The organism is Pseudoramibacter alactolyticus ATCC 23263, from assembly GCF_000185505.1.
Lineage (GTDB): Bacteria > Bacillota > Clostridia > Eubacteriales > Eubacteriaceae > Pseudoramibacter > Pseudoramibacter alactolyticus.
On sequence record NZ_GL622359.1, the window covers coordinates 1,833,010 to 1,855,484 of the forward strand.

Consider the following 22,475-nt stretch of genomic DNA (forward strand, 5'->3'; position numbering starts at 1 on the left):
GATTGCAAAAAAGCGCCGCTTTCCCAAAGGGGAAAACGACGCTTTTGGGTCAGATTTAAAGATCGGACGGATTGCCGGGGATCTTCGGCGCATCGGACGGCCGTTTGCGCAGGCGATGGGCCCACATCCAAAGCAGGACCGTACCGGTGAGATAAGCGCAGGATGCAAAGATCAGCACAGGGCCGATCACGGGAATCTGCTCGAGCAGGGAGAGCGCACAGGCGCCGAGAATCGCCGTGAGCCAATGGTTTTGCTTCGGGAAAATGAGTCGGCCGAAGGCGGCGCCGGTAAAGGCGTTGGCCGGCAGAATCAGCGCCGCGAAGCTCAGCAGCGCAAAGGCAGCCACCGGAATGCCGATGAAGGTCAGGCAGGCAATGAGCGCGGCCGGCACGATGAGCAGCAAAGCGACGAGGCCCGGCACGATGGGCTGCCATTTCTTTTCCCGGGTGAGGCGGACGGCATTATTTAATGCCGGAGTGGCAAATACCGCGATCAAAATGGCCATCAGGGCCGAGGCCAAAAGCCAGTACACAATGGCACGGCCCTTCTTGGCGGCGGCTGCGTGGGCAAGCTGCTGTGCGCTGCGGTCGTTATCGGCCTTATGGAAGGTCATGTTGCCGACAGCGGCGCCCTTGGGAATGGTGGGGCGTTGCTTGGCAGTTACCTTCAGGGTGCCGGTGATTTTGGCGTCGGCGCCGATGATCACCGTTTCGGCGTCCAGGGTGACGTCGCCGTCGACCTGACCGTTAAAGGTGACGGTTTCGCCGGCGAGGTTTGCGGCCTGGGCCTTGCCGGCAAAGGTGACATCCTGGCCGCTGGCGTAAAAGCCGGCGGCCTTGGTTTTGCGGTCGGCGGTGACGCCTTGCCCGGCAACGGTGATATTGTGGCGGGCCGTCACCTGATGCAGGTTCAGGTTTTGACCGGCGGCACGCAGACTGCCGTCGATGCGGGTGTTCGTCAGGGTGACGGTGCTGCCGGCAACAAAGGCCGAGCCGCCGATGTGGACGCTGTCGGCGCTGATCGACTGGCCGGCCGCGAAGAGATCGCCGCCGATCTGCCGATGCGCCAGGGCAACGTTGGCGTCAGTTGTGAACAAATCGTTGCGGACATCGCCTGTCAGCTCATTGCTGAAGACATTGCCGGCGCTGTCGGCGGTGTCGGCTGCCGCGAAAACCGGCACGGCAAGGGTGAGGCCAATGGCCAAAATGGCCAAGCCGGCCAAAATCGGACGGGGCTTTAAATGTTTCATAAGACCTCCTCTGAATTCATAAATTTAAATTAAAGAAATTTAGTCAAGCTTATCATGATAGGCGGAAGAAGTCAAATGCGATTAAGCTGGCGCCGTTGCACTTTGACGCCCGATTTTGCTATAATAGGGAACGTTCTGCCGCGGTGCAGAAAATTCGAAATGAAAGAGGCGAACCATGCGTCATAAAATTTTATTTTTTGATGTCGACGGCACCCTGGTGAATTTTGATCGGCAGCTGCCGGCGTCTGCAGCGAAGGCGCTGCGCGCGGCCCGGGCGGCGGGGCATCGCCTGATTCTTTGCACTGGGCGCAGCCGGTCCCAGATTTATCCTTTTTTGAAAGTCTTCGGCTTTGACGGCATGGTCGGTGCGGCGGGCAGCCACGTTATTTTGGACGGCAGGGAGGTGGCCCACCACACCTTCGGGGAGCGGCGGCTGGCACCGCTGGTGGCCATGCTCAATGAGAAGGATGTGCCCATGCTGCTGCAGACGGCCGGAGGCGGCGTTTTGACGCCGGATGCGGTGCCGGCTCTGGGACGGTTTCGCTTGTTCCAAACGGATCCCGCCCGTCCGCTGGTGGCGGCGATTCGCGAGGCCATTGGTCCGATGCGCATCGATCCCGACCGGACGGTCTATGCGGCGCATTACGGCGAGACGGAGTGTCTGGTGTATTGCAACGCGCCGATGGATCACCGGGCAATGGATGCGGCGCTGGCGCCATTGGGACTGACGGCGACGCCCAGCAGCTTGGAGCCGGCGGACGAGCACGCCGGTGAGATTACCTTGCGCGATGTGAGCAAGGCGGCGGGGATGCAGGAGCTTTTGACGGCGATGGACGCTGATGTGGCGGACACAATTGCCTTTGGAGACGGCCCCAACGATCTCGAGATGCTGGCTTTTGCCGGCATCGGGGTAGCCATGGGCAACGGTGTGGCGGCGGCAAAAGAGGCTGCCGATCAGCCCTGCGCGGCAAGTCGGGTATCCAAATCGGTCAGCAGATCGGCTAAGGTGGTCGCGGCCAGGCTCGCCGCCATGGCCCGGGCGGCTGCTGTCAGTTTATCGTCGAGGACCGCGTGCACATTGCGTCCCACCGGGCAGTCGGGGTTGGGATTTTTGTGAAAGTGAAACAGCGGTTTGTCGCGGCCTTCCACAGCGTTAAAGATGTCGAGCAGGGTAATGGTTTCCGGCGCCTTTAAAAGACGGGCGCCGCCGATCCCGGCTTCCACCTGCACCAGGCCCGCGCGCTTAAGCTGGCCTAAAATATTGCGGATGATCACCGGATTGACATTGACGCTGCCGGCAAGAAAGCTGGATGTGGTTTTGGCTTGGCCTTCAAAGGTAACGATCGCCAGCAGGACGTGGGTGGCAATGGTGGTTCGGGATGAAAAGGGCATAGCGTTCTCCTTTGCGCCGGCGGTGCCGGCGATCGTGCTTATTGATGGGATTTATTGTATCAAAAGGGAGATGTTGCCGCAATGGTTACAGGGAAAAATCAGTCCGGGCGCGCGCTGGGGGCGGCGACCAGTTCGCGGCTGACGGACTCGATCTGATCCGAGAGCACGGAGTGGCGGTTCCACAGGATGGTGAAATCGTGGTTGATTTTAAAGTCTGTCAGGGGAATGGTGCGCAGCGTGCCGCGGGCCAGGGCCTCTTCCGCCGCGGTTTGATAGAGAAAGGAGATGCCGCAGTCCCGTTCGAGCAGGGCGATGATGGCGTGCATATTGCCAACCTCGACAAAATGGGCGAAGTCGGTGACGGCCAGCCCCATGACGGCCAGACTGCGCTCCAGTATGGCACGGGTGCCCGAGCCCGTCTCCCGGATCAGGATGCGTTCGCCGAGTAGATCCCGGGTGGCGCGAATGGGTCGGGCAAAGCGATGGCCGGCGGCGCACACGGGGATATAGGGCACACTGCGGTAGACGCGCTTTTCATAATAGCCGGGATCGTAATACCCCTCTACCACGGCAAAGTCGATGCGGCCGTGGTTCAGATCGGCGAGGAGCTTTTGCGTGTTGCCGTAGCGCACCCGCAGGTCCGTGTGGGGATGACGGTGGATGAAGGCGGCCATGGGCGCAATGAGATCAAACTCGCCGATGGTCATCGTCACGCCGAAGGTCAGCCGGTGACGGCCCGGACGGCTTTCCCGAATCCGGGTGCGGATCCGGGCTTCGTCGTTGCACATGGTTGTCATCGCGTCGCGCAGGATACGTCCGGCGGCGGTCAGCTGCAGTTTTTTCCCTTCCCGGGAAAAGAGCGTTTCGCCGAATTCGGCCTCAAGGGCGTGGATTTGCTGAGAGACGGCCGGCTGGGTGATGTGCATGGTCTCGGCGGTTTTGGAAAAATTCAGCGTTTCGCAGGCGTTCAGAAAGGTGTAAATTTTAAAATCGAGCATGGTGTCCTCCGAATATAATAGGGCGTTATCGGTCTGTTCGAGCCGATGCCCAGGATGCGGCCAAAGGGGTTGTGGTGATTATCATAAATTTTATTGATGATTAAATCAATATTTATTATTTTATCTTTTGAAAAATTGCGATTATACTGGATTTAAAACAAAGAGAAAATTTGGAGGGACAACGATGGATTGGATTCGAGAACATAGCCGCGGCGTTTTGCTTTGCCTGGCGATCGCGCTGCCCAGCTGGTTTCTGGGGCAGGCCTTTCCGATTGTGGGCGGCCCGGTCATTGGGATTTTGCTGGGGATGATCGTCACGCTGTTGATCAGAGATAAATCGGCTTTGAACGCGGGGATCGGCTTTGTGTCGAAAAAGGTGCTGCAGTACGCGGTGATTTTGCTGGGCTTCGGTCTGAACCTGAGCGTGGTGCTCGAGACCGGGCGTCAGTCGTTGCCGATCATCGCGGTGACCATCGCCACGTCGCTGGTGCTGGCTTTTGCGCTCAGTCGGGCTTTTCACATCCCCGGCAAGATTGCGACGCTGATTGGCGTGGGCTCTTCCATCTGCGGGGGATCGGCCATTGCGGCGACGGCGCCGGTGATCGACGCCGACGACGAGCAGGTGGCCCAGGCGATTTCCGTGATCTTTTTATTTAACCTGATCGCGGCGCTGATTTTCCCGACGCTGGGCAATCTCATCGGTTTTGCCCATGGCAGCGAAGCCTTCGGCATTTTCGCGGGGACCGCGGTGAACGACACCTCCTCGGTGACGGCGACGGCCTCTGTTTGGGACAGCATGCACCATCTGGGAAGCGCCACGCTGGACAAAGCCGTCACGGTGAAGCTCACGCGGACGCTGGCCATCATCCCGATCACCCTGGTGCTGGCGCTGCATCGGGCGCGCAGGGAGCAAAACGAAGATAATAGCTTCAGTTTTAAACGGGCGTTTCCGATGTTCATTTTGTATTTTGTGATCGCCTCGCTCATCACGACCGTCTGTGTGCACTTCGGCGTGGACGCGGCGGTTTTCAACCCGCTGAAGACCTTGAGCAAATTCTTTATCGTGCTGGCGATGTCGGCGATCGGCTTGAATACCGATATTGTGAAGCTGGTGAAAAGCGGCGGCAAGCCGATTCTGCTGGGGTTTTGCTGTTGGGTGGGCATTGCCGCGATGAGCCTGCTCATGCAGCATCTCACCGGGCTTTGGTAATCGGCGGGGCGAAGCCGATGCCCGGAAGGGGGGCGCCAATGCGTCCTTTTCGGTGTTTGGCGTTAAATTTGGATTTTTTTGAGATTTTTCTTGATTTATCGCGATTTCCTGCTATAATAGATCGAGTAAGGTTGATGCGCCAATAGCTCAGCTGGATAGAGCGTTCGGCTACGAACCGAAAGGGCAGGGGTTCGAATCCCTTTTGGCGCACCACTTTGTAAGGTATGTCGCAGGTCTAAGGACCTGCTTTTTTATTGCGCGTTTTGTGCATAGAAAGGTTCCGCTAAGTGTTTGCTTGATTTAATAATTGATTTGTGTTACCATTTTATTGACTTAAGTCAGTCAATTTTTAAAATTGAAGGAGCTTCGGATGAGAACGACAAAGAAACCGGAAGAAAGAAAAGAAGAAATTGTCCAAACGGCAAAGCGTTTATTTGTTGAAAGGGGATACAAAAGAACCCAGATAAAGGACATTGTCGGCGCGGTCGGCGTTGCACAGGGATTGTTTTATTATTATTTCAAATCAAAAGAAGACGTGATGGAAGCGGTCGCGGTGGAATACGGGACGAAAATTTTCTGCAGGATTCGAGAATTGGTCAATCAGGATATATCGGCCATTCAGAAACTGATGGTCATTTATGATTTTTTTATCGACGCGGCGCAGCAGCAAAAGGCTTTATTTTTGGAAATCCAAAACGCGGGAGGCGGCGAAGTTCACGAGAAAATCATATTGGATGTCGGCGGGAAACTTATTCCCTATATCAGTCAGATTATAAAAGAAGGAAAAAAGAACGGGGAATTGAGCTGCGAGGCTCCCGATTTGGTTTCACATTTTTGTGTCAGCGGGATGATACAGGTTTTAAATGCCGTTCCGGCAGATCGAAAGATTCAATTTATGACAGATAACAGAAAGATTTTCATTGGTCTTTTTGTTCGAATACTTGAAATAAAGGAGTGTTAATCCATGAGTCAGCATAAGGTCTTTTCCGATTTGAACGATCGCATTGAATCTGCCATGTCCGTCCGGAATTTGGAGCGGGAAAGCCGTCAGATTGCTCATTTTATCAATAAGCATGGCGAAAGATTCCATTATGATGCGCAAAAAAAGCGTTTTTTTATCAACAGCTTTTATCCGTCCTTTCCGGGAAAGGCATGGACGCGTTTTATTTTGGGCGGCAAGAAAATTGTAAAAGACAATACCAGAATCCCGATTCAGGCGGATATCGTGGTGACGGGGAAATGCCACTGCAATTGTTGGCATTGCTTTCGGATAAAAGATAAACGGGAAGATCTGTCGTTAAAGGAAATTGAACGCGTGATGGGGGAGCTTTACGCATTAGGGACGGCCACTGTGGGGATCACGGGCGGAGAGCCGATGCTGCGGGAAGACATTCGGGATATTTTAAAATTGATTCCGGAAGGCATGGAAGGACAGCTTTATACCACAGGCCACCAGATAGACAAAAATTTTGCCGAATTTATTCAATCGACAAACGTGACGAGGGTTATCGTCAGCCTGGATCACTACCTTGAAGATGCGGCAAACGCGATGCGACATTACGGCCACGCATATGAGGAAGCCGTCAAGGCCATCCAGTGTTTGGTTTCATCCGGCGTTTATACGGCCGTGACGGTTTGCATCACTGAAAATTTATTGAATGAAGAAAAACTGACGACTTATTTCAGACTGGTCAGCTCGCTGGGGCTGAATGAAATCAGAATTATTCTTCCCATTCCGCAGGGAAATTTGGAAGGCCGGCGCGTCAGCCGCATTTATTCAGATGCGATTAAATATATTAAAAACATCAAGAAAAAATATGAAAAGGATATTTCATTTCCCGGTATTTTAAATTTCTGTGAATTTGAAAGCCCCGATTATCTGGGCTGCAGCGCGGGCGCCAATTATATTTCGATCAATAACGACGGCCTGGTTACGCCGTGTGTCGCGGTTCCCCTGTCCTTTGGCAATATCCGAAAGAAGCATCTGAAAGATATTTTTGAAGAGATGAAGCGCTATTTCCCGAAATCCGGAAGAATTTGCTACGGTAAGCTTTCGGGCAGGGCCATGTCGGGGATGGATGTGGATACGCGCGTCACGCCGTTGGGCGTTGAAGATTCCGCCCAGGTCGCCTGTCGCTGCGCCAAGTCAAAGCGCCGGGCGGCGCTGTTTGACTGTTTTAACTTAAAATAAAGAATGGGGGAAAGAAAGAATGACGAGCATAATCGGAACGGGAAGTTTTTGTCCGCCGGTCGTCAAAGACGAAGCGTTTATAAAAAAATATGGCAAGAAAGCGGTGGCGGCCGGCCGGCTGCTGGCGCACCATGAGCACTATCAGGCCACGGTCCCCGATACGGGCGAACGGCTGCATTCCAATCTGGATATGGCTGAAGAAGCATCCCGGCGAGCCATCCTTTCAGCGGGGCTCGATCCCAATGATGTGGACATGATAATCTATTCGTCATGCTCGCCGGAAATGTTGCTGCCGCCCTCTTTTGCATTATTGCAAAAACGCATGGGAATTGACCGCTGTGCAGGTGTCGACATCCGGTCTGGCTGCGCGGGATTCGGCACGGCATTGACGGTGGCGGATGCCGCCGTCAAGACGGGAAAGGCGAACCGGGTGCTGGTGGTCGGCGCGGATGCCATATCTTCGCGGTTTACGATGCTGCCGGCAAAAACGGCCGGCATCAAAACCGTCTTCAACCACATGTTTTTCGGCGATGCGGCAGGCGCGGTCGTTTTGGCCGATGTGCAGGATCGCGGCATTTTATATTCTGAAATGGTTTCGGATCATGCGGATGTTGTCAGCGGCTCGTCGATGACAATCGGCGGCTCGCGTTTTCCATATCCGAATGAAGCGGTTCCGGAAGATGATTGGGCGGTCTATCAAAAGGGCGGCGTCAGTGAAAAATATTTGTCGGAAGCGCTGATCAATACGCTGGGCCGGCTGAAGGATCGGCAAAAAGTGGCCATGGATCAGATCGATGCGTTTATCATGCCAATTGAATCGGAAAAAATCCGCCAAAAGGTTTTATGCGCATTCCCGGAAATCGATGCGCACAAAATTTTAAGCGGCGGGGAGGGCGGCGCGCTGATCAACGCGGCCATCCCGCTGACCATCGATCGAGCGGTAAAGGCAAACCAGATAAAGGAAAACGATCGCGTGTTGATTTATGCCGCGGAGAACACGCAGTGGCAGCACGCTGTCGTTATCATGAAGTGGTAAAGGAGGTTGATCGTGGACGTGATGGAAAGACTCGGGGATTTGATAGGCGAGAATTATAATTTGGATCATGTTGAGCTTCGCGAGGATACGCGGTTAATCGAGGATTTACACCTCGACAGTTTGGATATGGTCGAAATGGTGGTGGAAATAGAGGATGCCTTTGATATTGTCATCCCGGAAGAAAAGATGGAAGCCATGGAGAATATCGGCGACGTCGTCGGCGTCATCGAAGCATTATCCGGCAAATAAAATGGAGGTACGGAATTGAAGGCAATCGCATTTGATAAGGTGTCCAAGGAATATCAGGTGGGCCGGGGAAGCGTCAAGGCGCTGGACCAGGTCAGCTTTGGTATCGAGCCGCAGAAGGTAACGGTCATTTTGGGACCGAGCGGTTCGGGGAAAAGTACGATATTGAATTTAATGGGGGGAATGGATCATCCGACATCAGGGAAAATTGAAGTGTTTCAGGAGGATATTTCCGGCTTGTCGGAGAAAGCGCTGACGATTTACCGCCGGCAGAAAATCGGCTTTGTATTTCAATTCTATAATTTAATTCCGTCGCTGAACGCGCTCGAGAATATCAGCATTGTCGAAAAGATGACGCATCACGCGTTTGATGCCGGCGAGATGATCGCACGCGTGGGGCTGGCAGATCGGAAAAGGCATTTTCCGGCGGAGCTTTCCGGCGGGGAGATGCAGCGCCTGTCCATCGCGAGGGCCCTGTGCAAAAATCCAGATATTTTGCTGTGTGACGAGCCGACCGGCGCATTGGACAGCGCGACGGGCAGGGCGATCTTGACGTTGCTGATGGATATGGCCGAAACTTATCAGAAAACTGTTATCATTGTCACGCACAATGCTGCGATTGCCCGGTGCGCGGATGCCGTGCTCCACCTGAAGGATGGGAAAATCGAGGCGATGGAAACCAATCCGAGACCGCTGAAGGTCGATGAAATACAATGGTGACGAAAATGCTTTTTAAGAAAATGTGCCGCGACGTGTGGCGGCTGAGAGCACAGTTTTTGTCTATTTTGATGATGTGCTTTGTGGGCATGCTCATTTATGCCGGCATCGAGGGCGTGTGGCACGGCATGCAGGTCGAAGCGGACGCTTATTTTAAAGAGACCCGTCTGGCCGATATCTGGGTGACGGGCCAATTTTTGGACAGCGAGGATGTCCGCGAGATTGAAAAAATCAAAAAAATTGACAGCGCGCAGTTATCGGTCGTTCAAAATGCGTATCTGGATTATCAAAAAAACCGTACGATTCAACTTGTGGCCAATAACAAAAACCAATTGTCGAAGCCGAAGGTTATCAGCGGCAAAAGCTATGATGCAGATGGTCCGGGGATCTGGCTGGACAAAGACTATGCCGCGCAAAGACATGTGTACGCGGGCGATACCATCACATTGTACAGCGACGGCAGAAGCGTTGAGGAGAAAGTCAGCGGATTGATTTATCATCCGAAATACATTAACTATACCGGAACGCGTTCGCCGCTGGTTCCCGATCACGCCAAGGATACCTACGGCCTGGTTTCCCCGGATACCCTAAACCGGTTAACGGGGAGAAAACTGTGCTTTAATCAGATTCAGATCAAAACCACTGCGGCGGGAAAAGCGCAGACGCAGTTAAAATCAGACATCCGCAGCGCGCTGGGCGATAAATACACAAACAGCATGAACCGGGAAGAGGTGACGGCTGTCTCGGCCTATCTCAATAAAATACAGCAGATCAAAAAGATGTCGGTCCTGTTTTCGATCATTTTCTTTCTTCTGGCGCTGCTGACGATTTATACAACTATGAAGCGCATCGTTTGGCAGCAGCGGCCGCAGATCGGCGTTTTAAAGGCGCTGGGATTCACGAATTTTCAGATCAAGGCGCATTATGCGCTGTACGGGCTGACGGTTAGCAGTCTGGGCGCCGCATTGGGGCGGCTTGCGGCTCCGTATACAGTGACGCCGGTGCTTTTGAATTTGCAAAAGGAATTTTACAGTATGCCCCGGTGGCGGGAAAGCAACACGTATTATTCAATCGCGATTATTTTTTTAATCGTCGGGATCTGCACGCTGGCGGCGTGGCTGTCCAGCCGGTCGATTGTCAGAGAAATGCCGGCGGAGTCCCTGCGCAACGAAATGAAAAGCGGGAGCCGGCAGGTCGTTATTGAAAAGATACCGGGCCTTTGGAAAGCGCTCAGCTTTGACTGGCGGTGGGCGCTGCGGGATATGGCCAAAAATAAAACGCGGACGCTCATTGGCATCATTGGAGTTCTCGGCAGCATGGTGTTATTGATGGCGAGCTTTGGTTTGCAGGATACGATCACGATCACGAATCGAAAAATATACGGCGCCCAATATTCGTATCATGAAAAAATAAAGGTCGCGCCGACGATGACGCCGGAGCAGAAAGCGGCGGCTGAAAGGCTGCTGCGAGGGGAGGATCAATGGGCCAGCGAAAACGGCTGCGAAATTCAAAGTGGACGCGCGATCCGCTCGGAAAATGTCTTTGTGTTCGATACTGGATTTTATTTGACGCTGCGCGGCCGCGGGGGCCGGCCCGTCAAATTGCCGGACCACGGGGCCCTGCTCTCGCGCCGTGCGGCAACCGAGCTGGGGGTTCAGAAAAACGACACGATCAATGTTCTGGCACATTATCAGCAAATTATTCGGGTGCGGGTCGCGGGCATCGTTGACGTGCCGTCCCCGCAGGGGGTTTACCTGTCGAAAAAGGCCTGGGAAGCGACGGGCAGTGCCTTTGTGCCCAACGAATTATTGATCGGAAAGAACAAAAATGTCCGTGCAATCGAAAAAATACCAAGCATGGGGCAAGCGGTCAAACTAAACGATCAGCTGGCGGATGCGGAAAAGGTTTTAAAGAGCGTTCAGGGAGTGGTCATCTTGCTGCTGGCGGCCGCCGTCGTTCTGAGCGTCGTGATCCTCTATAATCTCGGGCTTTTAAATTTTGCGGAAAGATATCGGGAATATGCTACGTTGAGGGTTCTGGGCGCCACCCATTCGGAAATCAGGCAATTGATTTTGAAAAATAACGGGATGAATATCGTCATCGGCTGGGTGCTCGGCGTCGTCGCGGGTTATCAATTTCTCGGCGTGTACGTGAAGGCCATCTCGACATCGACCACGGTCTATTCCCCGTATTTAAGTGCGGCGTCTTTTATGATGGCCTCGACCATTTCGATGGGGTGCGCCTTTCTTGTCAATTTGTTGGTCGCCGGGAAAGCGGCCCGACTTGATATGGTCGAATCGCTCAAGTCCGTCGAATAAAAAAGTGCAACGGGATGAAAAAGTTATCAGCTTTATGATTGGCATAGACGGGCGGCGAATTTTAGAGATATAATTAAAACCGACACCGCAATTTGGGAGGGAACATTTTGACATTGGATAAATTGGCAGATGAGATTATAGCGGGACGGCGTTTAAAAACGGCATCGGCCGCGCTCGAAAAAGAGGACGGAACGCCGAATCTTTTGCAGGCGGAGCTTGGAGAGGCGACGGCCGGTGCGGATCGGATTCGCAAGGCACTCTGTGGCGATAATGGGGATCTTTGTCCCATTGTCCACGGCAAGAGCGGAGGTTGCGGCGAGGATTGCAATTTCTGTGCGCAATTCCGTTATAATCACGCCGGAATTGACGAGCGTGGTTTTCCGGTGCCATGCTCGCCAATCTTGGGTTCTCACTCAGGTCTTTAAAACGGCGTGAGGCAACGCGGAGGCTCTGACCGATCGATTCAAAATAGACCGCAAAAGCCGATGCCGATAATGCAAAGCTCGAAGGCTCCATTGAATAAATTGAATCAAGTGATGAAATGACATTTGGATATTTGAAAGGAAATTAAGATGAAAATCACTGATAACACGAAAAATTTGACGTTTATCGCGCTGATGACGGCGTTCATCTGCATTCTTGGGCCATTATCCATTCCGATCGGGCCGGTTCCGGTTTCGCTGCAGAATTTTGCCATATACCTCGCGCTGTATATCGTGGGAATGAAACGGGGAACGATCGCCTTTTTACTTTATATGCTTTTGGGGCTTGTGGGGCTTCCCGTCTTTGCGGGATTCACAGGCGGGCTTCAAAAGATTGTGGGGCCGACCGGGGGATACCTTGTAGGATTTATATTCATGACGGTTTTGGCAGGATGGGTTTTGGACAATTATTATCAAAATAGGATTCTATGCGTTGCGGGAATGTTTTTAGCGACCTGTATTCCGTATCTTCTCGGAACATTATGGCTTTCACACAGTGCCGGGATGCGTCTGGCCTCGGCGTTCGCCGTCGGCGTGATGCCGTTCGTCTTGGAGGATTTGGCAAAGATGGTGGTTGCGGCCATCGTCGGCCCGCGGCTTAGAGAAAGATTGGACAAGGCCGGCGTCATCACGTACGCGAAGAAATCATAAGCCGAAAAGGGCAGGCGTCGGCTGCCGCAGATTGACGCGATCGTTGCGTTGCCCGGAGATGAAGGGCGGGATATCGCCGATCCGGCACCTGGGATTATTCGCAAGCATTTATGATTTAGCGTATAAACAGCAGGGGCGCGCCGCCTCAGCAGCTTTATGGCGCGTATCGATCGGTTTGATTAAGCCTATTCAGATGTCGGGAGCCCGAGATCCGGATGGGTTATTTTTGTGTTGAAAAAAGTTATAAAAACCTATAAAATAATGGTAAAGTTATAAAAATAATAAAAACTTATAAAAACTTTGGAAAGCTATAAAAGCTATATAAAGAAAGGAGCTTTAAATGGCGGCTTATCAAAAAAATCCATTCACGTTGTCCTTCGGGCGCAAACCCGCCCATTATATTTCCCGGCTGAATCAGTCGCAGAAAATCATTGAGACCTTCACGCTGGCGCCGGTGACCGAGCAATTGTTTGTTATTACGGGAGTGCGCGGCTCCGGGAAGACGGTGCTGATGGCCGGCATTGCCAATGAATTGGATCGCAAAGATGAATGGATTGTCATTCGCCTCAGTCCGGATGAGGATGATCTTGTGACGACGCTGTGCGCCAATTTGTATCATCATCAAAAGGTGCATCAGACATTTTTAAAAGCCGACGTGGCCGTTCATGTCCTCGGCATCGGCGTGACCGTCGAAAATCAGTCGCCGGCCATGACCGCGCTCAACGCCATTGAGGAGATGCTGACGGCGATCGCGTCGCGTCATCAAAAGGTGCTCATCGCCATCGACGAAGTGACCAACACCAAACAGATCCGAAAACTGGCCAGCGCCTTTCAGCTGCTCATCGGAAACGAACAGCCGATCTTTTTATTAATGACCGGCTTATACGAAAATATCAAAAATCTTCAGGATCAGAAAAATCTGACCTTTCTTTACCGGGCGCCGAAAATCTTTTTGGATCCGCTGGATCTCGGCGCCATCCGGGATGCCTACCGCCGGGTTTTTAACATTGATGAAGCCACGGCGATCCAGATGGCGAAGATGACCAAGGGATATCCCTTTGCCTTTCAGGTGCTGGGGTATATCTGCTGGGAACTCGGGGAGATTGACATCCGCCGCCTGCCGGAGATTCGGTCGCGTTACGATCAGATTTTGAGCGAGGCCGTTTATAGTAAAATTTGGAGCGAACTTTCCAATGAAGACCGGAAGATTCTCCGCGCCATTGCGGAACAGGATGATGCCGACAACATCAAGGTGCAGGCCATCCGGCAGACCAGCGGGATGCCGTCTAATAAATTTTCGGTTTATCGCCAAAGACTTAAAGAGAGGGGCCTTTTGGATACCCGCCAATATGGCTATGTGTCGCTGTCCCTGCCGCGCTTTGCCGCTTTTGTGAAAGTGAATGCATAATATCAAAAAATACCAGGGCCGCTTTTGAAATGGCGGCTGGCGCAGTTGATCAATGCGATCGATCATTATTTGCCTTATGAGTGGTGACAGGAAGGAAATTTATCATAAATCGTCATCATAACTATATAAACAAAATATCAAAAATATTAAAATGAACTTAAATTCAAAACGAAATTAGCACTCATCTCTTGACACTGCTAATAAAACGATCTATAATGATTTTGCAATCAGGAAAGAAGTCCTGAAGGCCAATGCGATAACACCATTCTAAAGGAGGTTTGATGACCATGTTACCGACAATTTTTGGTGAAAATATTTTTGATAATCTGATGAACACATTTGATCGTGACTTTTTCAGCCACTGGGATTCATCGAAGCTCATGAGAACGGACGTTAAGGAAAATGATGACAGCTATGAACTGAAGGTGAATCTGCCGGGCCTTAAAAAAGAAGATGTTCGCATCGAATTGAATCAGGATTATCTGACGATTTCCGCCAAGGCTCAAAATGCCAACGACGAAAAGGACGACAGCGGCAAGTACGTTCGCAGAGAACGCTACTATGGCAGTTATCAGCGTCAGTTTTATTTGGGCGAAGGGGTCAAACAGGAAGATATCCACGCCAGCATGGCCGATGGGGTTTTGACCCTGACCATTCCGAAAGTGGATCAACAGCAGGTCGAAACCGCTCATAGGATCGAGATTGAAGGCTGAGTTCTTTTTTCCTCTTCTTCACGGAAAAATCCCAACGCAATCGTGTTGGGATTTTTTATTTGGCGGCCGCGGCGGCATGCGAATGACAAAAAATATTCGCGCGCCGAAAAAATAACATTGGTTGAAAATTTTTCAAAAAAGAGGATATTTTTGATTTAAATCAAAGAAGAAGTAGTTTGATAGATTTATACTGCAGATAGCATTAAATAAGGATTCGTTGACCGCTTGAATCGGCAACCGTATCCGGGCGATCAACCTTAGCATTCAGAAAGAAGGTAACACAATGACTTGCAAAGGTGCAGAACTCAAACGTCTATATCGGAAACCGACCCGTGTGCGCGAAATGCTGGGTGCAGCTGAAAATTTAAAGCGGCTGAATCGTGATCCGAAAAATGTTTGGATCCTCGGTCGTCGAATTAGTGACTGATGAAATAGTCCTCCATGCACACCATACACTCAAAAAGACCGCGAAAGCGGTCTTTTTGAGTGTGATTGAAATTTGATGATAACCCCCTGTCCGGTCACGCATCCCGGCTCTGAGCTTCTTTTTTACGGAATTTCCGGCGGAAGGCCGTCAGGGTCATGCCGACGTTTTTCTTGAAAACTTTGCTGAAATAATTGGGCTCGTGATAGGAAAGGTCCAGTGCGATGTTGATGATAGGAATATCGGTGTTGATGAGCATGTCCTTGGCGATTTCGATTTTCTGATTGGTCAAGTAGGTCACGAAGTTCATGCCCGTTTCCTTCTTGAAGATCTTGGAAAGATAATAGGAGCTCATGTTGGCGTATTCGCCGACCTGCTCGAGGGAAACGTCGTTTTGGGCGTTGCGGTCGATGTAATTGAGAATATCGTCGATGGTGTTTTTGTGTTCCGGGCTGTTTTCCGTCATCTTGTCAAAAATCTTGTCGATGGCCTTCATGATCTCAATTTTCAGATCGTAGCGGTTTTGGTAGCTTTGCACAAAATGCTGGTGGCCGGTACCGCCGCTGAGGGGCGAAATGATGTCGTAATCACAGCTGTCCTTGGCGATGCGGTCCAGCTCGTTCATAAAGTGGCGGATTTCGTCCTGCACCGAAAGCAAGTCGTAGCCATAGTGATTGTAAAGCAGATCCAGATAAGCTGTCAGCGCCTGGCGGCATCGGGCATATTTTTGGTGGACGACGGTGTAAATCACTTCGTTGAGTTTTTCGTCGATGGCACTGCGGGTATTGGCCTGTAGGGCCTTGATGGCCTGGTTAATGGATTCGAGCAGCTGCTCGGCGCGGATGGGCTTGAGCAGCAAATCGTCAACCTTGGCCTTGATGGCCTGATGGGCAAAATCAAACTCGTTGAAGGCGGTGATGAGAATCACTTTTTTGGCGGGATCGGCTTTTTTTACCCGGCGCAGCACCTCAATGCCGTTGATCTCCGGAATATTGATATCCATTAAAATGATCTGCGGATTGGTCTCCGCGATGCCCTCGAGGGCGACTTTCCCGGAGGAAGCCGAGCCGACGATTTCCACATCGGGCGCTTGGTTGTCTAAGATCATTTTAAGGGCTTCTCGTTCAAGGTGTTCGTCCTCGACGATATAAACTTTATACATGGTTACCTCATTTCTTTGGTGCTGTTCCCGGCATGCGCTTCTGGGGAATGGTGATGATAACATCCGTGCCGGACGTGATGTTTTTATTGAAAGTGACACCGTAATCGGGGCCGTAATAATATTTCAGGCGTTTGTTGGTGTTACGGATGCCGATGCCCATGCCCTTTTTGCTCTCGATGTGGCGCTCTTCGTCGAGGAGCTCATCGATGCGCTCGCTGGCGATGCCGACGCCGTTGTCGATGACGTGAATTTCCACATCGTTGCCGGACAGATGAGCGCTGACGCTGATATGGGCGCCGTTTTCCCGGGCTTCTACCGCGTATTTAATGGCATTTTCGACAAAGGGCTGAATGGACATGAAAGGACAGAGCACCGTTTTGAGTTCCTTACTGATGTCGAAGTCGTAGGTCAAGCGGTCGCCCTGGCGCACCTTTTGGATGTGCAGATAGTTGCGTACATGGCGGATTTCCTCCTGGAGGGTGACAAAATCGTTTTCATCCCGGCGCATGGTGTAACGCAGCAAATCGGAGAAACGATAGACCATATCCTGGGTTTGGTTCGCCCCTTCGATCATGGCCAGACGGCCGATGGTATTGAGCACGTTAAAAAAGAAATGGGGGTTGATCTGGGCCTGCAGCGCCTTGAGGTTGGCCTTTTGCAAAGCGCTTTCCATGTCGCTGCGACGGTTGATTTCCTCCATAAGTTCCATGTTGGCTTCGTTAAGTTCCCGCTGCATGACGACGATCAGTTGGCGCTCTACCAGGTAATTGGCAATGGTAAAGAGCAGATCGGCGGCGGCCTGCACCCGCTCAAGGGTGGTCATGGTCACCTGGCTGCGCATGCGGGCAAGATCCTGCCGGCCGTAAAGGTTGGTGAGCTTGCCGGGAGAGCCCATGGGCAATTTGGCCATTTCCTCTTTGGGAATCTGCACCTGTCCGGCGAGGATGGCGCCGATGTAGTTGCCTTTGGCCATGATGGGCACGGCCATGTCCACCAGACCGCCGTGACAGACATAGATGGCCGGCTTGCCGGTGCGCACCGATTCGATCCCGCCGTCGGCGTCAGAGCGCATGCAGTGTTCGTAGCATTCTGGAATTTTGCGGATATTGGTGCAAAAGTCCGTAAAATTGCTGTACTCCAAAACGGGGTTGCCTTTGTAGTCGACGATGATCGCGGCCACACCGGTCGCCGCCGAAAAGGCGTCCTGAATTTTTTGAAGCACCTCCATATCAAAAACATCTGAAATGCTCAAAATGGAAGAAGATTTGGTTTGCGTCTTCGCCATGGATGATAACGTCTCCTACTTTTAATCTCAATTCATTATAGCACAGTCGACAAAAAATTCCAGTTGCTCAGTAAAAAACAGACAAAAAATTGGCAAAATTCTATCAATTCCTGTAAAAATTTTAAATGAATGGTAAAAAATTAAGGTTTTAAAAGCCAAAAATTATCTTTAGGGATAAAATCGGTGGGAAAAATGTAAAAACAGCGGCGCGTTTGAAATTCACTGGCCGACGGTTTGGAATCTGCATCTTTGAAGAGGGCGCACGTGATAAAATAAAATCACACGGCGATCGGCAGCCGATCATTGGTTAAAGCAAGACAAAAAGCGCGACCGATAACGCTGCCGCGCAGGGAAAGGGGGAGACCATGATTCGAAAGACACAGCGGGAGGCGGTGACCGGCCTGGCCGGCGGCAAGGGCACGATTTATATCGATCACATCGCGAGCGAGCGGGAGCTCATGGGTCACGCGAAGATGTATGCCCGGGTGACGCTGCCGCCGGGAACGTCCATCGGCGTCCATACCCATACCGGTGAAACAGAGCCTTATTTTATCGTGGAGGGCGTCGGCGACTTTACCGATAACGACGGATCGGTAACGCCGGTGGTGCCCGGGGACTGCTGCGTGATCGTGCCGGGGCAGTGCCACGGCATCGCTAATCCTTATAACGGAAATCTGGTATTCATGGCGCTGATTTATTACGATGATCAGCCGAGGCAGGTGTGAGATGCGGCATTCTCAGGATTTTAAAGCGCTGAAGATCAATCCGTTTAAATTGTTTGACGAAGATTGGGGATTGGTGACGGCAGGCACGCCGGCAGATTTCAACACCATGACCATCGGCTGGGGGACCATGGGTTCCATCTGGGGCAAGCCCGGCCAGACCAGGCCTGTCGTCACGGTATATGTGAAGCCCGTCCGGCACACCTTCGGCTATCTCAACGCGAACGAGATGTTCACGGTTAGCTTTTTTGATGCGGCGTATCACAGGGATCTGATGACCCTCGGCACCCTCAGCGGCCGGGACGGCGACAAGGTGGCGGCGACGCAGCTCACGCCGGAGGCGGTGAATCTGCCGGCCGGCGGCCGGACGGTAACGTTCCGGGAAGCGAAGCTGACCCTGGTGTGCCAAAAGTTGTACGCCCAGGATTTAGATATCAACCGCATTCCCGTCGACGTGGTCGCGGGGTTTTATGCGGAGGAAGCGCCCCACCGTCAATACATCGGTCAGGTGACGGATATGCTGATGCCGGATTGAGGACAGCCGATAAGGAAGGGAAAATGAAAAAAATTTTAATGATCGCCGGCGATTTTGCCGAGGATTACGAAGTGATGGTGCCCTATCAGGCGCTGAGCGTCTGCGGTTTTGCGGTGGACGTGGTCTGTCCGGACAAAAAAGCGGGGGAAACCATAAAAACGGCGATCCACGATTTTCTCGGCGATCAGACTTATGTGGAGATGCCCGGGCATCGGTTTGCGTTGAACAAAGATTTCGAGGCGGTGCGCTGCGCTGATTATGACGGGCTCTATCTCACCGGCGGCCGCGCGCCGGAGTATCTGCGTCTGGATGCGCGGGTGATTGAGATTGTCCGGACGTTCATGGTGCATAATCTGCCGGTGGCGGCCATTTGCCACGGCATTCAGATTTTGACGGCCGCTGACGTTCTTGACGGGCGCAGGCTCACGGCCTACCCGGCGGTGGCGCCGGAGATCGTCCTGGCCGGCGGCACCTATATTGAGGCAGCGGCAGATGAGGCCGTGACCGACGGCAATTTGGTGACATCGCCGGCCTGGCCGGGCAATACGGCGATTTTAAAAGCTTTTATTGCAAAATTCGGCGCGTGAGCGAGGCGGAAAGAGAGGAAGGCCGATGGATGAAGTGACGTTCAGACGGTTGATGCGGGAGAGCGGCATCCCCCAGGCCGAAACCGAGCGGACCATTCGCATGGTGGAAGCGGTGCGCGCCGGTGATCCGGCGGCGGATATCCATATTCCCATCGACTATACCCGGGTGTTTGAAGGGATGTGCGTGACCCGGGAAAAGCGTGGATGATCAGCGGCCGTGATGTGCGGCACAGATAAGCCAAGCGTTACGGGCAACGGCCAATGCGAAAGCTCCCCGACGGATTGTGTCGGGGGGCTTTTTGAATGGCGGAAAAAGCCGTCGGCCGGCATAAAGGGATCGGAAAAAAGAAAAGTGCAAAAAAGTTTCGGCGCGGGTCATAAAAATACAGAAAGGGTCTTAAAAATGCAAAAAAATGGTTTGAAGGGTGTTCTCGGCCCTTTTCGCTCCCATCGTATAATGAAAACAGAAATGACGACCTGCGTGGATGGCGTTTTTTCTCAAGCAAAAAAGCTTGACCAAAAATCAATTTTTTATGAGGAGGCTAATATGGCTATTGCAAAAGGATTCAGCGAACCGACTGATCGCATTAAACAGCTTAAAGCGCGCATCATCGACGCGATGCCGACGGTTGAAGCGGACCGTGCGGAGCTGCTCACCGAAGCGTACAAAAAGTATGAAGGTGCGACACCGGTGATTCGTAATGCCCGCGCGAATGAAGCGATCTTTAACGGCATTCCGGTGACGATTCGTCCGGGGGAACTGATCGTCGGCGCGCTGACCGTCACGGACCGCGGCTGCCAGATTTATCCTGAATTTTCTTACGACTGGGTCGAAGCCGAATTTGACACCATGGCGACCCGCAAATGCGACCCGTTTGAAATTCCGGAGGACACCAAGCGCCGTCTGTCGGAAGTGTTCAAATACTGGCCGGGCAAAACCAACTCGGATCTCGCCCATTCGCTGATGTCCGATAAAGCGCTCGAATGTCAGGCGGAAGGGGTTTTCACCGTCGGCAACTATTATTTTGGGGGGATCGGCCACGTCTGCGTTGATTATGGCAAGGTGCTGAGAGTCGGTTTTTCCGGCATCGTCAAGGAAGCGGCCGAAAAGAAAGCGGCCCTCGATCCGGAAGATCCGGAAACCATCGTCAAGACCCAGTTTTACGATGCGGTGATCATCACCTATAACGCGGCGATTAATCTCGCGCACCGCTACGCGGCAAAGGCCCTCGAAATGGCCCAGACCGAAATCAACCCGCAGCGCAAGAAAGAGCTTCTGCAGATCGCTCAGAACTGCGCGAATGTGCCGGAAAAACCGGCGCAGAACTTCTGGGAAGCCTGCCAGGCTTTCTGGTTTGTGCAGCTGATCATGCATCTCGAATCCTCCGGACACTCCATTTCGCCGGGGCGCTTCGACCAATATATGTATCCCTATTACCAGAACGACACCATCGACCGCGACTTTGCCCAGGAACTGGTAGACTGCATCTTTATCAAGCTCAACGACCTGAACAAAACCCGCGACGCCATTTCCGACGAGCTCTTTGCCGGATACGCGATCTTCCAGAACATGTGCGCCGGCGGTCAGACGCCGGAAGGGCTCGATGCCACCAACGACGTTTCCTACATGCAGCTGGATGCCATTGCCCATGTCGGGCTGCCCCAGCCATCGATGTCCATTCGTTACTGGGACGGCACGCCGGATGAATTCCTGCTCCGCGCCTGCGAAGTGGTTCGTCTGGGTCACGGCCTGCCGGCGATGTATTCCGATGAAGTTGCGATCCCGATGCTCGAAAACGACGGCGTCTGCCTCGAGGATGCCCGCGACTGGCTGCCGATCGGCTGTGTCGAGCCGCAGCCCCAGCATAAGGCCGACGGCTGGCACGACGCCGCTTTCTTCAACTGCTGCAAGGTGCTCGATATCACCCTGCACAACGGGAAGAGCCGCGGCAAGCAGCTCGGGCCGAAGACCGGCGAAATGACCGAAATGCAAACCTTCGAGGATTTTGTCAAGGCTTATGAAGAACAGATGAAATTCTTCGTGCATTACCTGGTCGAATCTGACAACTGTGTGGACTACGCCCACATGATGAACATGCCGATGCCCTTCGAATCCGCGCTGGTGGACGGCTGTCTCGACAAGGGAAAATCCGTTCAGGAAGGAGCCGCGAAGTATAACTTTACCGGGCCGCAGGCCTTCGGGACCGCGGACGTCATCGACTCTTTCGTCGCCGTGAAGCAAAACGTCTTTGAAGATCACAAATACACCATGGCGGAAATGATGGACGCCATCGACAACAACTTTGGCTACACCGTCGATCCGAATTTCAACCCGACGGGTTCCGACCGGGAACAGGGCTGCGGCACCGCTCCGGCATCCGCCGGCGGCGGCAGCACCCGCTCCGCGATGGAACAGAAAGTCTGGGAAGTGGTTCAGTCGGTGCTGGGCGAAAGCAACGCGATTGATCTATCGGCGCTGAACGGCGGCGAACCGGTGGTCACCGGCGCATCCGCCGGCAGCGATCAGCTTGCCAAGTGGAATAAGATTCATAAGCAAATGCTGAGCGCACCGCATTTTGGCAACGACATTCCGGAAGTCGACCTGCTCGGCCGCCGCGTCACCAAAATCTATTCCAGCGAAGTTCACGGCCAGAAGAACCCCCGCGGCGGGATCTATCACGCCGGCTGCTACACCGTTTCTGCCAACGTCGGGATGGGCCGCGATGTCGACGCTCTGCCGGACGGCCGCCTGGCACAGTCGGCGCTGTCCGACAACATTTCGCCGCGCCACGGCTTTGACGTCAGCGGGCCGACCGCAGCCAATGCGTCCTCCGCGACCATCGACGCCCTGGACTTCGGGAATGGGACCCTGCTCAACCAGAAGCTGCTGCCGTCGGCCGTCGCCGGTGACGAAGGTCTCAAGCGCTTCGCGGCACTGGTGCGCGCCTACTTCGATCACAAGGGTTATCATATCCAGTTCAACATCGTCAACAGAGAGTCCCTGCTTGAAGCGCAGGCGCATCCGGAACAGCATAAGGATCTGATCGTCCGCGTCGCCGGCTATTCGGCACAATTCGTCGTGCTTGCCAAGGACGTTCAGGATGACATCATTGCCCGGACAGAACAGACATTCGAATAAGTAAAACGAT

The 22,475-nt window shown here is 52.9% G+C and carries 21 protein-coding genes, 1 tRNA gene and 1 pseudogene; 18 read left to right on the forward strand and 5 right to left on the reverse strand.

All coding sequences use genetic code 11. The features are described from left to right. Positions 1-55 precede the first annotated feature (55 nt). On the reverse strand, positions 56-1,249 hold the full coding sequence (locus HMPREF0721_RS08760) for a bactofilin family protein (RefSeq protein WP_006599355.1): 1,194 nt from the start codon (positions 1,247-1,249) through the stop codon (positions 56-58). A gap of 175 nt (positions 1,250-1,424) precedes the next feature. Here HMPREF0721_RS08760 and HMPREF0721_RS12450 point away from each other — a divergent pair. After that, positions 1,425-2,147: pseudogene (locus tag HMPREF0721_RS12450) on the forward strand (HAD hydrolase family protein); the annotation flags it as partial. A gap of 56 nt (positions 2,148-2,203) precedes the next feature. Here the strand turns inward: HMPREF0721_RS12450 and HMPREF0721_RS11560 are convergent. Then, complete coding sequence (locus tag HMPREF0721_RS11560; RefSeq protein WP_083798163.1) at positions 2,204-2,641, reverse strand: Rrf2 family transcriptional regulator; 438 nt, start codon at positions 2,639-2,641, stop codon at positions 2,204-2,206. 98 nt (positions 2,642-2,739) lie between these two features. Then, positions 2,740-3,639: a LysR family transcriptional regulator gene (locus HMPREF0721_RS08775; RefSeq protein ID WP_006599357.1), complete on the reverse strand. Its 900-nt coding sequence runs from the start codon at positions 3,637-3,639 to the stop codon at positions 2,740-2,742. A gap of 184 nt (positions 3,640-3,823) precedes the next feature. On the opposite strand from HMPREF0721_RS08775, the gene HMPREF0721_RS08780 reads away from it, so the two are divergent. The 12 genes from HMPREF0721_RS08780 to HMPREF0721_RS08835 all read left to right on the forward strand — a co-directional run bounded on the left by HMPREF0721_RS08780 (position 3,824) and on the right by HMPREF0721_RS08835 (position 14,611). Further along, positions 3,824-4,849: a YeiH family protein gene (locus HMPREF0721_RS08780; RefSeq protein WP_006599358.1), complete on the forward strand. Its 1,026-nt coding sequence runs from the start codon at positions 3,824-3,826 to the stop codon at positions 4,847-4,849. A gap of 136 nt (positions 4,850-4,985) precedes the next feature. Then, positions 4,986-5,062, forward strand: a tRNA-Arg gene (locus HMPREF0721_RS08785). 157 nt (positions 5,063-5,219) lie between these two features. Further along, positions 5,220-5,810 carry a TetR/AcrR family transcriptional regulator gene (locus tag HMPREF0721_RS08790; protein ID WP_006599359.1) on the forward strand — a complete coding sequence of 197 codons (591 nt, stop codon included), beginning with the start codon at positions 5,220-5,222 and terminating at the stop codon, positions 5,808-5,810. 3 nt (positions 5,811-5,813) lie between these two features. Further along, positions 5,814-7,040: a radical SAM/SPASM domain-containing protein gene (locus tag HMPREF0721_RS08795; protein ID WP_006599360.1), complete on the forward strand. Its 1,227-nt coding sequence runs from the start codon at positions 5,814-5,816 to the stop codon at positions 7,038-7,040. A 19-nt stretch (positions 7,041-7,059) separates the two neighbouring features. Beyond that, the gene (locus tag HMPREF0721_RS08800; RefSeq protein ID WP_006599361.1) at positions 7,060-8,076 is read left to right on the forward strand and encodes a 3-oxoacyl-ACP synthase III family protein; all 1,017 of its coding nucleotides are present in this window, start codon (positions 7,060-7,062) and stop codon (positions 8,074-8,076) included. 21 nt (positions 8,077-8,097) lie between these two features. Further along, on the forward strand, positions 8,098-8,325 hold the full coding sequence (locus HMPREF0721_RS08805) for a phosphopantetheine-binding protein (protein ID WP_040640440.1): 228 nt from the start codon (positions 8,098-8,100) through the stop codon (positions 8,323-8,325). 15 nt (positions 8,326-8,340) lie between these two features. Continuing rightward, on the forward strand, positions 8,341-9,042 hold the full coding sequence (locus tag HMPREF0721_RS08810; RefSeq protein ID WP_006599363.1) for an ABC transporter ATP-binding protein: 702 nt from the start codon (positions 8,341-8,343) through the stop codon (positions 9,040-9,042). 5 nt (positions 9,043-9,047) lie between these two features. Continuing rightward, positions 9,048-11,357, forward strand: coding sequence for an ABC transporter permease (locus tag HMPREF0721_RS08815; RefSeq protein WP_156788723.1), 2,310 nt, complete (start codon positions 9,048-9,050; stop codon positions 11,355-11,357). A 107-nt stretch (positions 11,358-11,464) separates the two neighbouring features. Next, complete coding sequence (locus HMPREF0721_RS08820; protein WP_040640018.1) at positions 11,465-11,782, forward strand: hypothetical protein; 318 nt, start codon at positions 11,465-11,467, stop codon at positions 11,780-11,782. A 147-nt stretch (positions 11,783-11,929) separates the two neighbouring features. Then, a complete protein-coding gene (locus HMPREF0721_RS08825) occupies positions 11,930-12,490 on the forward strand; it encodes a biotin transporter BioY (RefSeq protein WP_006599367.1) in 561 nt (186 codons plus the stop codon). 340 nt (positions 12,491-12,830) lie between these two features. Further along, complete coding sequence (locus HMPREF0721_RS08830) at positions 12,831-13,898, forward strand: ATP-binding protein (protein ID WP_006599368.1); 1,068 nt, start codon at positions 12,831-12,833, stop codon at positions 13,896-13,898. Between the two features lie 287 nt (positions 13,899-14,185). Next, a complete protein-coding gene (locus HMPREF0721_RS08835; RefSeq protein ID WP_040640441.1) occupies positions 14,186-14,611 on the forward strand; it encodes an Hsp20/alpha crystallin family protein in 426 nt (141 codons plus the stop codon). A 521-nt stretch (positions 14,612-15,132) separates the two neighbouring features. Here HMPREF0721_RS08835 and HMPREF0721_RS08840 read toward each other — a convergent pair. Together HMPREF0721_RS08840 and HMPREF0721_RS08845 are read right to left on the reverse strand one after the other, a co-directional pair. Continuing rightward, entirely contained in the window at positions 15,133-16,197 is a 1,065-nt protein-coding gene (locus tag HMPREF0721_RS08840; protein WP_006599371.1) for a response regulator transcription factor, read from the reverse strand. 7 nt (positions 16,198-16,204) lie between these two features. Further along, on the reverse strand, positions 16,205-17,482 hold the full coding sequence (locus tag HMPREF0721_RS08845; protein WP_006599372.1) for a sensor histidine kinase: 1,278 nt from the start codon (positions 17,480-17,482) through the stop codon (positions 16,205-16,207). A gap of 365 nt (positions 17,483-17,847) precedes the next feature. On the opposite strand from HMPREF0721_RS08845, the gene HMPREF0721_RS08850 reads away from it, so the two are divergent. The 5 genes from HMPREF0721_RS08850 to HMPREF0721_RS08870 all read left to right on the forward strand — a co-directional run bounded on the left by HMPREF0721_RS08850 (position 17,848) and on the right by HMPREF0721_RS08870 (position 22,465). Continuing rightward, a complete protein-coding gene (locus tag HMPREF0721_RS08850) occupies positions 17,848-18,207 on the forward strand; it encodes a cupin domain-containing protein (protein WP_006599374.1) in 360 nt (119 codons plus the stop codon). Position 18,208: 1 nt separating this feature from the next. Next, complete coding sequence (locus tag HMPREF0721_RS08855) at positions 18,209-18,739, forward strand: hypothetical protein (protein WP_006599375.1); 531 nt, start codon at positions 18,209-18,211, stop codon at positions 18,737-18,739. Between the two features lie 23 nt (positions 18,740-18,762). Further along, positions 18,763-19,326: a DJ-1/PfpI family protein gene (locus HMPREF0721_RS08860; protein WP_040640019.1), complete on the forward strand. Its 564-nt coding sequence runs from the start codon at positions 18,763-18,765 to the stop codon at positions 19,324-19,326. A 25-nt stretch (positions 19,327-19,351) separates the two neighbouring features. Continuing rightward, the gene (locus HMPREF0721_RS08865; RefSeq protein ID WP_006599377.1) at positions 19,352-19,534 is read left to right on the forward strand and encodes a hypothetical protein; all 183 of its coding nucleotides are present in this window, start codon (positions 19,352-19,354) and stop codon (positions 19,532-19,534) included. 339 nt (positions 19,535-19,873) lie between these two features. After that, positions 19,874-22,465, forward strand: coding sequence for a glycyl radical protein (locus HMPREF0721_RS08870; RefSeq protein ID WP_040640443.1), 2,592 nt, complete (start codon positions 19,874-19,876; stop codon positions 22,463-22,465). The last annotated feature ends 10 nt before the right edge of the window (positions 22,466-22,475 follow it).